The sequence below is a fragment of the Blochmannia endosymbiont of Camponotus sp. C-046 genome, assembly GCF_023585865.1.
Classification (GTDB): domain Bacteria; phylum Pseudomonadota; class Gammaproteobacteria; order Enterobacterales; family Enterobacteriaceae; genus Blochmanniella.
In genome coordinates, this window is the sequence record NZ_CP097752.1 from 601,598 (window position 1) to 617,136 (window position 15,539).

The following is a 15,539-nucleotide window of genomic DNA, read 5'->3' on the forward strand; positions in this document are numbered from 1 at the left end:
GATAAATACATAAAATTCATATTAAATGAATTTACATTGTCATCGAACTAATTAAATAAATATAAGTAATATTATTAATACTTCTTTGCAAATTAGTATAATATTGTTCTTACCAAAAATGTTTTCACTTACATTAAAATTAAACTAATTTATATTTCTGTTAAGAATACGCAATGTATTGTTATAGTAAAATGATTTCATCCATATGAAATAAAAAACAAAAAATAACTATTGGTATCAAAAAAAAATTAATCATTACGATATAACTACTATTAAAACAAAACCATTTGGAAGATACCTGAGATACCCAAATAAACAATTTATATAAAATAACGAAGAGATATCTACTATCATAGATAGTAAAGGATTATATCCTTCTACAATGAACAGATACTAATTAGTAATCGTTTTAAAATCATTCTCAAATAAACATGAAAAACTATAATAGTACCTATAGTTTTTTACAACTATTCGTTCAGTTAAGATTGTTATCTTTTCGACATTTCAACATAAAATAGTTAGTTAAGTCAGTTTTAAACATTATGCCATCTCTAGATTTAAATTAAAATCTACAACAGTAAATAAAAAAATAAAAACATCAATCCTCATTCTATTTAAAGGTACACATTCACCAATTGTAATCAATGTTTGTTTAAGATTCTTAAAATTTTTTATAACACAACAAACATAATGTCACTAACGTCATCATCGACCACATCTGTAAGGTTATAGAAAATACTTATTACATTTGTTATGTTTTATAAAAATTTTATACATAATTGTGGAGAAACATTCTAAAATACATTTTTATCATTATTAAAATATTTAACGCTTTGAAAACTGAGGACGCCTTCGTGCTTTGCGTAAACCCACCTTCTTTCTTTCTACTTCTCTAGAATCTCTAGTAACTAATCCAACTGATCGCAATACACTGCGTAATTTCTCATCATACTGCAATAATGCACGTGTCATTCCATGACATATCGCTCCAGCCTGACCAGACATACCTCCACCTTTTACAGTGATATAAACATCTAATTTATTTAGTAAATTAGTAATTTTTAAGGGCCTGATAATGATTGACTGTATGTTATGTTTAGGAAAATATTGATCTAATTCACGTTTATTTATAATAACTTTTCCATTACCTATCCCAGACCTAATAAACACTCGAGCGGAAGCAGTTTTTCGTCGTCCAGTACCATAATATTGATTTAAATTCATACTTTATTTCCATTGTTATTTCTCATTATTAACAATCTATAAATTGAGGTTCTTGAGCAGCATGCACATGCGCATTGCCCGAATACACTCTAAGTCTAGAGTACATCATACGACCCAAAGGACCTTTCGGTAACATACCTTTTACTGAAATTTCAATTATCTTTTCAGGGTATCTATTTATCATTCCTTTAAAATTCAATTGCTTAATACCTCCAATATATCCCGTATGATGATAGTATATTTTATCATCACGTTTATGCCCACTTACAGACACCTCTTTTGCATTTACAACAATAACGTAATCTCCGGTATCGATATGAGGAGTATATTCTATTTTATGCTTACCAATTAAATATCTAGTGATTACAGTAGATAAACGACCAAGTATTTTATTCTTAGCATCAATAATATGCCATTTTCGTCTAATTAAATGTGATTTTGCCATAAAAGTTTTCATCAACATAAAACCTCACTCAATATAAAAAATTTAACCATATTAACTAAACATAAAATAATGAATTCAATATGCCAAATAAGATACTTGATTAATATCAGCATATATACTACCATTGAACATTAAAATTGTTATATCATAATACCTTTTGAACCTATAAAACAGTATAAATTGGTACTACTTCAAACAATGTCTCAATCCATATATTATAGATTAACTAAAAGTAAATTAGTTGATGTGATAAGATATATTGTATCATCATTCTATTTCTAGAATCACTCTAATATTTATTTCAAAATAAATACTCAAATAGATACCTATCTACTTACTTTATAACATTCTGTATGAATATTTATTGATAAAGAAAACTAAGTAGAATAAAATTCTACTAAATCACGTATATATTAGATAATCGATAATTGGGATTATTAACTTTGAATATATTATACGATAACATAAACATATGCAAAATTATGTATTAAATCAATTAACATACGAAAACAAACACATTAAATAAAATAAATTTAGGGGTGTTATTATGATATGGATGTGTATATTCATAAGTTTAATAATTGGAATAATTATAGGGGGATCCATAATGTATTACAAAGCACGCTATTTACTACATGATCAAAAAACTTTATATAACGAACTACAGGATAAAAAAATTAAACTGAATGAATACCAAAAAGAACTAAGTAATCACTTTGTTTATACTATAGAATTACTAAACAAAATGGCAGATGATTATCGTCATTTATACCATAGCGTTAAAAAAAGTGCTAATTTTTTTTTACCAAATACACATATACAAGATAATATACACGCGTTTAATATAAAAAAAACAACCATAAAAAACGAACAATTACCAATAGTAGAAGCACCACTAGATTATTCCAGTAATGTAGAAGATACTATAAAAAAATCATGATATTAAACAATATAAGGCAACTTTCATTATTCTACATAAGCTATTTGACGTCATATACTATATACAGCATGTGTAATATAGTAACTCATCATCCACCTAAATCTATTCTAGACAATTAAAAGTTATTACCTAGAATAATAAAATTGGAGCTTGGATTTTTAGTTGTTAAAATTTATGAATATTTAAACAATACTATTTCTTGATTACAATATAACTAACTTAATTAATTACCTATGAAGATAACACATTTCCTGAACATATTGAGTATATTATTTACATTGGGAATGTCATATGCTGGGTCTTCTATAAATCATACAACATTTTCTACAGAAATGTCGGAATGCTTTCCGAGTTTAGCGCCCATGTTAGATACAGTGCTGCCAGCAGTAGTAAGTGTGCATGTAGAAGGCATTCAACCTGCAAGGAGGCTGACATTACCTAAAGAATTTAAATATTTTTTTGGACCAGATATCCCTGGAGGAAATTTTGGATCTAGACCATTCGAAGGACTAGGATCAGGAGTAATTATTAACGCTAACAAAGGATACATTATCACCAATAACCATGTTGTCAACGGTGCAGATAAAATTAAAATACAACTTAACGATGGTCGAGAGTTTAATGCCAAATTGGTAGGACATGATGAACAAACTGACTTAGCATTGCTTCAATTATTAAAATTTAAAAATCTCTCTGAAATAAAAATAGCTGATTCTGATATTTTAAAAGTTGGTGATTTTGCTGTTGCGATTGGTAATCCTTTTGGATTAGGTCAAACAGCAACTTCTGGAATTATATCAGCATTAGGAAGGAGTGGTTTAAACCTTGAAGGATTAGAAAACTTTATACAAACTGATGCCTCTATAAATAGAGGAAATTCTGGAGGAGCTCTAGTGAACTTACATGGAGAATTAATTGGAATTAATACTGCTATTTTAGCGCCTGGGGGAGGAAATATTGGTATTGGTTTCGCTATTCCTAGCAACATCGTGAAAAATTTAAGTCAACAATTAATCGAATTTGGAGAAGTAAAACGAGGACAATTAGGAATAAAAGGTACAGAATTAACTGCCGATATCGCTAAAGCACTTAATATCGACGCACAACGTGGAGCATTTGTTAGCGAAGTTCTACCGGGAACTGCAGCCTCCAAAGCAAATATTAAAGCAGGAGATATTATTGTATCCATAGAAGGAAAACCAATAAAAAATTTTGCAGAATTAAGGGTGAAAATTGGTACTACTACTCCAGGTAAAATTATAAAACTAGGATTGTTACGAGATGGGAAAATACAAACAGTATCAGTGCTATTAGATGATAGCACTTCTGTAAGTACCAGCGAAGAAATGTTAACTCCAGCATTACAAGGGGCTTCTCTAAGCAATGGATCTTCAAAAGATGGAACAAAAGGAGTACGAGTTGAAGATATAGTAAAAGATTCTCCAGCTTACTCTATTGGTCTTCAAAAAGGCGACTTAATCGTCGGATTAAATCGCACGAAAGTACACAATTTATCTCAATTACGTAAAATTTTAAACGAAAAACCATCAGTTATAGCGCTGAATATTATGCGTGGAGATACAAGTATATTTTTACTACTTCGTTAAGTTTAATCTACTTTAAACAACAACACAACTAATAAATAATTAATTAACCTATATTATATACCATTAAATAATTTTAACAAAGATTCCCATATAAACTCTAATTATTTAATATAATTAAATAACATAAAAACATATATTTCAACAAGAAGATCACTCAAAAAACGCAATTTAAAATTGCTACACTCAATAAAACAGTTATTTATTAGTAACTCGTTCAATATGAGCTCCCATATGTTTTAACTTTTTTTCAATATGATCATATCCACGATCAATATGATATACACAATCCACTATTGTCAACCCTTCAGCAATACAACCAGCTAATACTAAACTTGCAGAAGCCCGTAAGTCCGTGGCCATAACTTGAGCACCGATTAATGAATCAACACCGTGACACACAATCATATTATTTGATATTTTAACACGAGCTCCCATACGAACAAGTTCTGGTACGTGCATAAACCTATTTTCAAATATAGTTTCTACAATTTTTCCCGTTCCTTCAGAAACTATATTTAATAAAGTAAACTGTGCTTGCATATCAGTAGGAAATCCTGGATATGGTTTAGTACATACAGTAATAGCTTTGGGTCTTTTCCCATGCATATTCAAACCGATCCAATCTTTTCCAATATCAATATCAGCTCCAGATTCACGTAATTTTTTTATCACAAAACGTAAGGTATCCGGACGAGATCCTAAACAAACTACATTTGTACGCGAAATAGCAGCTGCAACTAAATAGGTACCAGTTTCAATACGATCGGGCATAATTGAATACTTCCCTCCGCCTAATTTTTGAGCCCCTTCGATAGTAATTCTGTTGCTTCCAGCTCCATTAATATTAGTTCCTAACATAATAAGAAAATTAGCAGTATCAACAATCTCTGGTTCGCGAGCAGCATTATCAATGACAGTAATCCCCTCTGCTAATGCAGCAGCACTCATTATAGTAACCGTAGCTCCAACACTGATTTTATCCATGATAATATGAGCACCGTGTAACCGTCCATTCACAGAAGCTGTAACATATTCTTCTTCTAAAATAATTGTCGCTCCCAATTTCTCTAAACCGTTGACATGTAAATCCACTAATCTTTTCCCAATTGAACATCCCCCAGGCAGCCAAATTTTACCTTCTCCAAACCGTGCTACTAATGGTCCTAATGCCCAAATAGAAGCGCGCATAGATTTAGACAAATCATAAGATGCGCAGTACGTATTAACACTACTAGTATCTACAAAGACTACATCGCAATGATCCACTTTTGCTCCAAGTTGTGTTAACAATTTTATAGTAACATCAATATCTTTTAACTTAGGTACATTAAAAATTTCTACTGGTTCTTCAGTCAACAATGTAGCAAACAAAATTGGCAATGCAGAATTTTTAGCACCTGATATACTCACTTCACCACTTAAAGGAGTAGGACCATGAATATAAAATCTATCCATTGTCATAGCCTAATATCATGATATATTATATTAATTTAACATTAATTAAAAACTGATTCACGTTCACGTACCGCATAATCGACGTTTCTTATTCCATTCCTTAGGATTGAATGCTTGAATAGATATTGAATGAATTTTATTATTTAAAATATACTTCATAAGAGGAGCATATATGATTTTATGCCGTTCTAACTCATCCATATCATCATAAAAAACATGACTTACGGCGATAATTTGATAATTATTATCACACAGAGAAACATATGCTTCATCTAATGACAAATTTTTTAATAAAATACTTTTGACTTCATCCGCACGCATAACTATCACCATTTAAATAATCATATATAGTATTAGAAAAATGCAGAATTATGTTCTCATATTTTTTATGACTATACAATTATTATTCTACTGTTGTTTTATATCAAAATATCAATTTAATCTAATATTTCATTTGCATTTGCATGACGAATCACTTACTTTCTGTTACAGTAAGTATAACAATATTCATTGTTATTGAACTTTTTCTAAAAAACAAATCGCAATATAAAATATACAATATATAATATAAAATATTACAAGATAATTAATTAATATCAATGATTTCCATTATTAATTAAAATATTTTCTGTAATTACTATTTAAGTATTCTTCAATACAAATAAAAACATTATAACAATATTCTTTAATCTATAAATAAAATTCATTATTAAACATCTCATATCCAAGACGTTATTATGTAATGCTACTCAATTTAATTTAAATATAAAAAAATAGGATATAATGTATTTTCAAGAATAAACACTATTAATAAATACCTTTTATAGGATAGACATCATATCTGTCGATCGATAATTTTTATGCTAAAAGATATTATTTCAAATTGTTAATTCAATCATAATAAAATCCTTCACAAAACATATATCTAAACACATTGAATCAGTGATAATCCTTTTCATCAGAAAAATTACACATCATTTATAATGATATAAAAATTGATTATTCATAAAATTCGTAAAATAATTTAACTAACTCAAAATATCCACACCCTTAGCAATATTACACATGAATAATCAACAACACCTGTATAACTAAATTATTTGTTAGTCATTAGCAATACACCAATCTATCTTATTTGTAATTGTATTTAGAAATCAAAAATATTCTTATGTTTTTCGATGCTAAATCTTAAAATAATAAAAATTTTAATTGATATTGTTACTAATATTATCTAATCTAGATCGGTGTTATTTATTACTGATTTAAATAACATCGACTCACTTTAATGACTTTTATCATACAATAATACTCATATTTTGATACTAAAAATCCATATTAAATATCATGATGAATAAACTACACGAACGTCAAATAAATAGTATTTTTACCTAATTTTTAAACACACTGCTATATATCAATCGACAACCATAATTAAATAATTTCCCGAAATATCTAATCATACTGATGTAATATCTTTAATTACTGTAAGATATGGGTATCTTCAATTATTAATATTATCAAAATAACAATAGCCTTAAAAAATTTAAAATAATCATTTAATCATCATTATTAATCATTATTGAATGATTTTTCAACTAAATAATTTATTTAAATAATCTAATTACATAACATATATACACATTTATATCTCATATTTAAACACACCTTACATGAAAATTTTCTAATAAAAATGCAAATGCCTTCCCATTTCCAATTCTTTAATTTTACTAAAGATTAACTTATTTTTTGATTTTTAAAAACCATAACGATAATTATTGTTTAAATACATTCTAAACAAATGATTATTTTTACAAATCACATGATGCTGATGTTTCCATCTATAATGAAACTGTCAAATCATTCCATCTATTATTAATAATCTATTCTTTTTATTGTTTATATTCTAAAACCCAATTATGCAGTTATCATCAACAATAATTTAATTTTGAAAATAATTTTTTTCTATAAAACAAAAATTAAAATTTATACACGTCTATTTCATAGAAATACATTATAAAACATAAATTATTTAAATACTTTTACTGAAATATCAAAAATTTATAAATGATTACAGATACTATAATCGACCATATTAATAATATAAATAAAAAAATTATTAACATAAACAATTATTAATTAATGATAATAAATAAATTATTATGAGTTCGTGTACTTTAATATAAAAATATTCTTTATTATTCACGTTTTTCACCTAAATAATATAATTTTTTTATAATAAAAATTACTCTTTAATCTTTCTATTAAAAATAGAAGATATTTTAAATAAAAATAGTATCATTAAATATAATACTTCTTTAACAATATCGCAAAACTTAAGAATCTATTTGCTATATAAAAACTAAAAATATAAGTTATGATTTTCATTAACAAATATATTTTAAAAAAAAATTCATATATTTTATTTGATTACTATTAGTTACTGAAAATATATATGCGCATCAACAGTAGTATGCGTGATTTAAATTACAATCCATTAATTAACATAATAACTATTCATCTCGAACATATTCATATACAATGCACACTATTTACACAAACTTAAAAAGATACCTAAATCTTCTTATAGATGAAGACTTAAAAAACGTAATATTCTTCAGAAATATATCACTGCAAAATACATAATTTATAATTCATATATTCAAATAATCTTTGTTACATATTATTTTTTTAAAGGATAATTCTAAAATATTTTTATATTGTTTCATATTAAATAACTGATTATTTAAATGCGTATTTCATCGAAACAACAATTAAAAGAAAACAATCGTAATAATATTAAATTCATATTACCTATCTAATAATATCTTTTATCATCTAAAAAATAAAAAAAATATTAAGTTATAATCATTAATTAAATATGAGATCCTATATAATGTTTTATACATCACAGTCACCAAAAAAAAATAAAAAATATATTTTTATTTTAATTTTATTGATATTAATCATAATTTTTACGTTTTTTATCATGAAAAAAACATCAATCATGTTGAATACATCATTACACCTGTTATCTGATCATAACATATGTACTCATCAAGGCAACGATATCATCGTGAACATATACAATAAAACAGGACAACTGCAATTTAAATTGACGGCACATTGCATTCAACATTTTTCAAATCAAAAAATTACTTGGTTCATGTATCCTAGCATCACATCTTTCAACAACAAAAATATTCCAACGTGGAAAATCATAGCAAACCAAGCCAAATTGAATTCTGAACAAACATTACACTTATACGGATATGTACATATCAATAATTTAATAAATAACACATGCTTTCAGTCCATTATTACAAATCAAGCAACAATTAACTTAATAACTCAAGACATTATTTCAAATGAAACAGTAATTATACATGGTCATTATTTTTATTCTGTAGGGATGAAAATGTATGCTAATTTACATACACAAACAGCAAAATTAATTGATAATGCACAAACCTGTTATGAAATCCAACATATACGATAAATATAAAATAATGATTACTTGTATCAATACATTTTTAATATTTGCTCACTCTTATGCTGTAGAAGATAAAAAATCACAAATACTTCAAATTTGTTCTGAATGTCAATCAATCAATATGTTAACTAATACAATAGTTTTTACAGGTCAAGTGACGTTGAAGTATAAAGATATTAATCTTTATGCAGATAAGATATTAATCTCTCATGTAGAAGATACACATCACCTGTCCATGATAGAAGCGCATGGAAACCCTGTTACTTTAAATCAAACTCAAAAAACGAAGAATGTGGTATTTGCTCAATCATCAATAATACAGTACAATACCAACAATAATACCGTTATTCTTATTGGTAATGCTTATATAAAACAATCAGAAAATTCTATACAAAGTGATAAGATTACATACTCAATAAAAAATAAAAAAATAAAAGCCACTTCCAACCAAGGCAATAAAGTTATAACAACTTTATCAAAAAAATCCATTTAAAAATATATTTAACATACATTACATCATTAGTTATATTTTAATTTCATGACAACACTGACTATAAAAAATCTATCCAAAATTTATAAAGGACGACATGTAGTTAAAAATGTAAGCTTATATGTAACTTCTGGAGAAATTGTTGGATTATTAGGTCCAAATGGCTCGGGAAAAACTACAACATTCTATATGATATTAGGAATTATTCAACATAATTCCGGTAGTATTTTACTTGGTAACAAAGATATTAGTATGTTACCAATCTACCTTAGAGCTCGATTAGGAATAGGTTATTTGCCTCAAGAAAGCTCCATTTTTCGTCGATTAACTGTATTTGATAATCTAATGGCTATATTGCAAACGCAACATGATCTTAATAAAAAAAAACGTGATAAACTTATTACAGAATTAATGAATAACTTTCATATCAGTCATTTAAAAAATAACATCGGGCACACGTTGTCTGGCGGTGAACGAAAACGTGTAGAAATTGCAAGAGCATTAGCTGCTAATCCTAAATTTATATTACTCGACGAACCTTTTTCTGGAGTAGATCCAATTTCAATAATAGATATACAAAAAATTATTAAACAACTTCAAGCCAGAAAACTGGGAGTATTAATAACCGATCATAATGTACGAGAAACATTACGTATATGTGAACGAGCATATATAGTTAATCAAGGAAAATCAATTGCCCATGGATCCCCTAAGGAAATATTAAGTAATGAACACGTACAAAAAGTATACTTAGGAGATATATTTAAAATATAACACATGACACATATCATGTGTTATATGGAATAATGAAAATAAAATAATTTTAAAAAAATCAATTTGTGTAAACTATCAATATTCAAACATTATTTTCAATCGATCTATAAACAATAAAATTTAACAAATTACATCAAAATAAATATAAAATTACTAATAAAAAATACTTTGTGTACTACATCGTAAAAAAATAAACACACTAACTGAATAATTTAAAAACCAAAATAAACTTCGTAACACAAATATTATCTATTTTAACAATCAGTTCAAACCAATTATTGTTCCTGTTATTATAAGCCCCGTTAAATAAAGATTTAAGTTTTCTTAGATCTTCCATTTGTCTGTTTAAATACAATGAAAATATATCGCTATTATTAGTAATAATATACTTAAATTAATATTAATCCATACTTCTACATAGTATGTACTATGTTAATAAATTAATTACTTATACATAAAATTATAGCATTAGAATACTAAATTTATCTGTATACATCACAAAAAATACTCTAATCAAACAAATAATGATAATAATCATAAATTTTGTTTTTTGTTATATACAGAAAATACAATACCTTTATTTCTACCAAATAACACCGAAATTAAAAAAATTACACTACCACATAATACTATAGTAGGGCCTGCAGGTAAAAACATGTAAAATGATCCAAGCAACCCTATCCACGAACACAAAAAAGCAACAAATACTGATAAGAGCAACATATGTATTAAACTTTTAACCCAACATCGAGCTGATAGTCCAGGCAACATCATTAAACCAACAGACATCAAGGTACCAGTGACTTGAAAACTTGCTACTAAGTTCAACATGACTATTGACAAAAAAAATATTTGAATACATCTCGATACTTCAATGTTATTGTTTCTTAAAAAATTTGGATCAAATATTTCAATAATCAAAGCTCTATAAAATAATGCGACAGTAAGTAAAGTTATAGTACTAATGATCCCAATACATCCTAAATTTAATAAATTTACAGATAAAATAGATCCACCAAATAACAAATCCAACAAATCTATATTAGGACCATGTAACGACATTAATATAACTCCAAATGCTAAAGATCCAAGATAAAGTCCAGCAAAACTAGCATCTTGTTTCAACAATGTTTTTTCACTAATCCAATTAGACAATATTGCGACCATTAAACCAGAAATAAATCCCCCTATACTCATTATCATAAATGACATACCTGAAAAAAAATACCCTATCGCCACACCTGGTAATATAGCATGAGATAACACATCTCCTACTAGACTCATACGTCTCAACATCAAAAAATTACCTATTGGCGTGATACTAATAGACAATATACAACAAGCAACTATAGCTCTGCGCATATATCCACAGTTAATAAAAGGATCAAATAATATGTGAATGATCATTCATACAACCCTTTGATTTACTACAAGCAACTTTATGTATGTATACGGAAGTACATATAAAACAATCAAAAATATCTTAAAATTTAAAGTTTTTAACATTTATATGGACGGATTCCAAACACTACGGAAGCGAGTTAACGATAATATATTAGGAAAATATTCAGTAACGAATTCATTATTATGTAATGCAGCAATCACAGTACATCCTCGTCTACACAGAAGATTTACAGCGCGTATCATTATCTTGCAAGTATTCATATCAATACCCTGAAATGGCTCATCAAGTAAAATCAACGATGCCTTCTGAGCCAATATTCTAGCAAATAACATGCGTTGCACTTGTCCGCCCGATAAGGTTTCTATATATTGATTTAATACATCTAACAATTTCACTTGATCTAAAGAACGCCAGATTACTGCGATTTGATATCGGTTAAGTCTTTTTAATAAATTTACTCTCGGCCAACAACCCATAGATACTACGTCGAATACAGTTAATGGAAAATGGTGATCTATAGTTCTATTCTGAGGCAAATACCCCATACGAGGTTTACCTTTTTTTCCAAATTCTAATCGACCGGACACCGGAGGCAATAATCCAGCTAAAGTTTTTAATAAAGTAGATTTACCTATTCCATTAGGTCCTACAATAGCAATCATACTACCATACTTAATCTGGCCACTTACAGATGGACTAACATTACGCCCATAATAACCTGCTATTAAATTATGTAATGTTATCATAGTTTTAAGTGTTTGTATTATTACGGTAGCAAAGAAGACCAAAAAATAGCAACCCATGAACATAACAATATAAATAGTACTATGAGCATACGAAGTAACCCTGAAGCAAGAAATATTTTCATAGTAATTGACAAACGTTGTTTCAAATGAAATGCCAATGGGGTTTCCTTAATAATTTTGTTATGTTATAACATAACAAAATTATTAAGGAAAAACAACAACCTTCTTGAAAAAAGAAAAAAATTTAAAGACATAAACCCTGACATTTTAACGGATCGACATAAACATTTAAATATTTTTTACTCCAACAAATTCAGTCACTACATAATAATGTAGTACTTAATTAATAAATAGATGAAATTTGTTTGTCATAACACCACATCTATTTGTATATCTTCAAAACCAAATTCAGATTATTAATCTTAAATTATTTTCTTATAATTACCTGATATAAAACTGCCGAAGGCCGGACTCGAACCGGCACGCCATTAAGGTGATTGATTTTGAGTCAATTGCGTCTCCCTATTTCGCCACTTCGGCAAAATCTGAACATATCTAGTAAATCCACCTTATGTAAGAAGACTACACAACCTCAAAAAGTCTATCAAATTTTGAAAGATAATTCAATATACAAAATCAATTGTTCCACAATCATTCAACTTAAGTATTAAAATTGTAAATATAATATAATTCTTCATGAAATATAATTCAAAATATTAAAAAATTCGAAAACCATCTATTAAATATTTCATTTTTGATAATATAAAGAATTACCAAATACACATGTATTATGTGACGTGTTATTACAATAACAATGCATCAAAAACTTTTATTTACATCAACTACACCACCACTTATGATTTTCACACTATACAAGTGTATAATCACATTATGATTAAGTACATTTAATATATTTTACTATTGTATATTTATACATTATAATACAATGTAACATAAATATTACATGAAAATTTATTATATGAATAATTTTGATTTCAATTTACTAGTAATTCTTAATGCACTACTAGAAAATAATAGCGTAAACTTAGCAGCAAAAAAATTAAATGTTACTGCTCCAGCTATTAGTAAATCCCTCAATAAAATACGTATTTTATTTAATGATCAAATTTTAGTTCGTAGTGGAACTAAATTAATCCCTACACCTAAAGCAATTTCTCTAAAGGAAAATATTAAAGAATTAGTTAATCGTATTGAGTCAATATTCAACAGCAACATAGTATTTGAGCCTACAACTACTACTATATCATTTACTATTGCATCAAATAATGCTATTCTTTTTATCCTGAATACTATCTTATTTCAAAAAATACAAAATGAAGCTCCCAATGTATTCATTCATTTAGTAAATGATTCAGATTACGATGATAATTTTTTGCGCAACCACACCATAGATTTATATATAGGAGAAATACGTGCACTTAATCCCGAAATAACTATTCGAACTATCTACGTATCCAAATGTTATATGATATGTCGGAATCATCATCCTATTTTATCTCAACCTAAAAATATGGATAATTTGTTAAAATATCAATTCATCAAAACCAAACATGAACATTTAACCAATGCCGATGAATATAGTAGATATTTTTGGTCAGAACGTAATTTAATTGGTATTACTCCTGGATATATTACCACTGTAAACGCTATAATTAATTCGGATGCATTAGCGATAATACCAGAATTTACATTAACAATGATACAGACATTGAATATACCAGTAACATATTTTAATACTGATTTTAATTTAGGCAAAAAAAGTATTATTCAAGCATGGCATTCTAAACATAACCACTCTTCTGCTCATAAATGGCTGAGAGAATTTACTAAAAACATATTTTTAACCAAAATATAATATAAAAATTGTCAAAAATTTTTATATTCATAAGATTATGAATATATCCACATAATAATAACACTAATTGCTAAAAATATTACACTAGGTGATATAGATCCAATTATTGGAGAAACACTATGTGTAGCACTTAATATTCCAAATATTTGATTTACAATATAAAATAAAAACCCCACTATACTTCCTACAAATAGTCTAACACCTATCTTTTTTTTATATAATGGTCCAAAAGTAAACGCTAGTGCCATTATGGTCATCACCGACCCAGAGATAGGAGATAATATTTTCTTCCAAAAAATCACTTGATAATATTTAGAATTTTGACCAATCCTATTAAAATATTTAGCACAACTATATAATTTAGAAATAGACAAAAAATTTGGATGCGTAATCATCATGGATAATCTATATGGAGTTAACGCAGCATTCCATTCAGAATGGGGTATTTTTTTATTAGTAACATATATTTCCTCAGAAATATCCAACTCATTTACATTAATTAAATGCCATACTTTATTCGCAAATACTGCCCGTTCAATATAACATATCTTTTTTAATTTTTTTTCTTCATTAAAATTATACAGATTTATTCCTAACAACTCATTACAAGTGATTATATTCTCAACATAAATAAAATTATTATTATCTATAAACCACAGATTTTTAATCTTTACAGACAGCAAAGAAGAATCATGTTGTGATTGATTATGATACATGCACATTATTTTTTCACTATTAGGCACCACCCATTCATTAGAAATGATGCTACATAATAGTACAGGAATAGAAGCTTTTATTACTGATAAAGCGATCTGTAACCTGCTAAATCCCGAGACCTGCATTGCTATAAATTCATTATGTACTTCAAGCATGCATAAACCTAAAAGCCCACCTAACAAAGTAGCTATAGGGAAAAATAATTCAAAATCTTTTGGTAAATTTAAAACCATATACACAATAACTTCAAAAACAGAATGATTTTCTTCTCCTGTTTTACGCAATTCATCAACTAATTTGATTACACTAGATAAAGATAGTAACACTAAGAACACCGCTGTTATATTCGATATAACCATTTTTCTAATGT

At 27.2% G+C, this 15,539-nt stretch carries 14 protein-coding genes and 1 tRNA gene; 6 read left to right on the forward strand and 9 right to left on the reverse strand.

The features are described from left to right. Positions 1-825 precede the first annotated feature (825 nt). Complete coding sequence (gene rpsI / locus M9409_RS02540) at positions 826-1,224, reverse strand: 30S ribosomal protein S9 (RefSeq protein ID WP_250226802.1); 399 nt, start codon at positions 1,222-1,224, stop codon at positions 826-828. 28 nt (positions 1,225-1,252) lie between these two features. Further along, positions 1,253-1,681: a 50S ribosomal protein L13 gene (rplM, locus tag M9409_RS02545; RefSeq protein WP_250226803.1), complete on the reverse strand. Its 429-nt coding sequence runs from the start codon at positions 1,679-1,681 to the stop codon at positions 1,253-1,255. Between the two features lie 535 nt (positions 1,682-2,216). On the opposite strand from rplM, the gene M9409_RS02550 reads away from it, so the two are divergent. Together M9409_RS02550 and M9409_RS02555 are read left to right on the forward strand one after the other, a co-directional pair. Further along, positions 2,217-2,609, forward strand: coding sequence for a Z-ring associated ZapG family protein (locus M9409_RS02550; protein ID WP_250226804.1), 393 nt, complete (start codon positions 2,217-2,219; stop codon positions 2,607-2,609). A 233-nt stretch (positions 2,610-2,842) separates the two neighbouring features. After that, entirely contained in the window at positions 2,843-4,216 is a 1,374-nt protein-coding gene (locus M9409_RS02555; protein WP_250226805.1) for a Do family serine endopeptidase, read from the forward strand. Positions 4,217-4,411: 195 nt separating this feature from the next. Here the strand turns inward: M9409_RS02555 and murA are convergent, their stop codons facing one another. Next, positions 4,412-5,671, reverse strand: coding sequence for a UDP-N-acetylglucosamine 1-carboxyvinyltransferase (gene murA / locus M9409_RS02560; protein ID WP_250227208.1), 1,260 nt, complete (start codon positions 5,669-5,671; stop codon positions 4,412-4,414). A gap of 63 nt (positions 5,672-5,734) precedes the next feature. Further along, positions 5,735-5,992 (reverse strand): BolA family protein, encoded by a 258-nt coding sequence (locus tag M9409_RS02565; RefSeq protein ID WP_250226806.1) that lies wholly within the window; start codon positions 5,990-5,992, stop codon positions 5,735-5,737. Positions 5,993-8,564: 2,572 nt separating this feature from the next. Here M9409_RS02565 and lptC point away from each other — a divergent pair. Genes lptC through lptB form a run of 3 tightly spaced genes read left to right on the forward strand, consistent with a single transcriptional unit; the run spans position 8,565 to position 10,425 of the window. Next, entirely contained in the window at positions 8,565-9,167 is a 603-nt protein-coding gene (gene lptC / locus M9409_RS02570) for an LPS export ABC transporter periplasmic protein LptC (RefSeq protein ID WP_250226807.1), read from the forward strand. Positions 9,168-9,177: 10 nt separating this feature from the next. Next, on the forward strand, positions 9,178-9,654 hold the full coding sequence (gene lptA / locus M9409_RS02575) for a lipopolysaccharide transport periplasmic protein LptA (RefSeq protein ID WP_250226808.1): 477 nt from the start codon (positions 9,178-9,180) through the stop codon (positions 9,652-9,654). 45 nt (positions 9,655-9,699) lie between these two features. Continuing rightward, positions 9,700-10,425 (forward strand): LPS export ABC transporter ATP-binding protein, encoded by a 726-nt coding sequence (gene lptB, locus M9409_RS02580; protein ID WP_250226809.1) that lies wholly within the window; start codon positions 9,700-9,702, stop codon positions 10,423-10,425. A 534-nt stretch (positions 10,426-10,959) separates the two neighbouring features. Here lptB and M9409_RS02585 read toward each other — a convergent pair. From M9409_RS02585 to M9409_RS02600, 4 genes are all read right to left on the reverse strand, one after another. Further along, positions 10,960-11,832 carry a metal ABC transporter permease gene (locus M9409_RS02585; RefSeq protein ID WP_250226810.1) on the reverse strand — a complete coding sequence of 291 codons (873 nt, stop codon included), beginning with the start codon at positions 11,830-11,832 and terminating at the stop codon, positions 10,960-10,962. Positions 11,833-11,931: 99 nt separating this feature from the next. After that, positions 11,932-12,576: a metal ABC transporter ATP-binding protein gene (locus M9409_RS02590; RefSeq protein WP_250226811.1), complete on the reverse strand. Its 645-nt coding sequence runs from the start codon at positions 12,574-12,576 to the stop codon at positions 11,932-11,934. A gap of 20 nt (positions 12,577-12,596) precedes the next feature. Continuing rightward, entirely contained in the window at positions 12,597-12,734 is a 138-nt protein-coding gene (locus M9409_RS02595) for a hypothetical protein (RefSeq protein ID WP_250226812.1), read from the reverse strand. Between the two features lie 299 nt (positions 12,735-13,033). Further along, positions 13,034-13,116: transfer RNA gene (locus tag M9409_RS02600), tRNA-Leu, on the reverse strand. A 439-nt stretch (positions 13,117-13,555) separates the two neighbouring features. Here M9409_RS02600 and M9409_RS02605 point away from each other — a divergent pair. Next, positions 13,556-14,452 (forward strand): LysR family transcriptional regulator, encoded by an 897-nt coding sequence (locus tag M9409_RS02605; RefSeq protein WP_250226813.1) that lies wholly within the window; start codon positions 13,556-13,558, stop codon positions 14,450-14,452. Positions 14,453-14,487: 35 nt separating this feature from the next. Here M9409_RS02605 and lptG read toward each other — a convergent pair whose 3' ends face one another. After that, positions 14,488-15,528: an LPS export ABC transporter permease LptG gene (gene lptG, locus M9409_RS02610; RefSeq protein WP_250226814.1), complete on the reverse strand. Its 1,041-nt coding sequence runs from the start codon at positions 15,526-15,528 to the stop codon at positions 14,488-14,490. Between the last annotated feature and the right edge of the window lie 11 nt (positions 15,529-15,539).

What these genes read in the sequence shown, in the direction of transcription:
- M9409_RS02555 (WP_250226805.1), top strand. Translation starts at nt 2,843, where the DNA reads ATGAAGATAACACATTTCCTGAACATATTGAGTATATTATTTACATTG.
- lptA (WP_250226808.1), top strand. Translation starts at nt 9,178, where the DNA reads ATGATTACTTGTATCAATACATTTTTAATATTTGCTCACTCTTATGCT.
- lptC (WP_250226807.1), top strand. Translation starts at nt 8,565, where the DNA reads ATGTTTTATACATCACAGTCACCAAAAAAAAATAAAAAATATATTTTT.
- M9409_RS02605 (WP_250226813.1), top strand. Translation starts at nt 13,556, where the DNA reads ATGAATAATTTTGATTTCAATTTACTAGTAATTCTTAATGCACTACTA.
- M9409_RS02585 (WP_250226810.1), bottom strand. Translation starts at nt 11,832, where the DNA reads ATGATCATTCACATATTATTTGATCCTTTTATTAACTGTGGATATATG.
- M9409_RS02550 (WP_250226804.1), top strand. Translation starts at nt 2,217, where the DNA reads ATGATATGGATGTGTATATTCATAAGTTTAATAATTGGAATAATTATA.
- M9409_RS02590 (WP_250226811.1), bottom strand. Translation starts at nt 12,576, where the DNA reads ATGATAACATTACATAATTTAATAGCAGGTTATTATGGGCGTAATGTT.
- lptB (WP_250226809.1), top strand. Translation starts at nt 9,700, where the DNA reads ATGACAACACTGACTATAAAAAATCTATCCAAAATTTATAAAGGACGA.
- lptG (WP_250226814.1), bottom strand. Translation starts at nt 15,528, where the DNA reads ATGGTTATATCGAATATAACAGCGGTGTTCTTAGTGTTACTATCTTTA.
- murA (WP_250227208.1), bottom strand. Translation starts at nt 5,671, where the DNA reads ATGGATAGATTTTATATTCATGGTCCTACTCCTTTAAGTGGTGAAGTG.
- rpsI (WP_250226802.1), bottom strand. Translation starts at nt 1,224, where the DNA reads ATGAATTTAAATCAATATTATGGTACTGGACGACGAAAAACTGCTTCC.
- M9409_RS02565 (WP_250226806.1), bottom strand. Translation starts at nt 5,992, where the DNA reads ATGCGTGCGGATGAAGTCAAAAGTATTTTATTAAAAAATTTGTCATTA.
- rplM (WP_250226803.1), bottom strand. Translation starts at nt 1,681, where the DNA reads ATGAAAACTTTTATGGCAAAATCACATTTAATTAGACGAAAATGGCAT.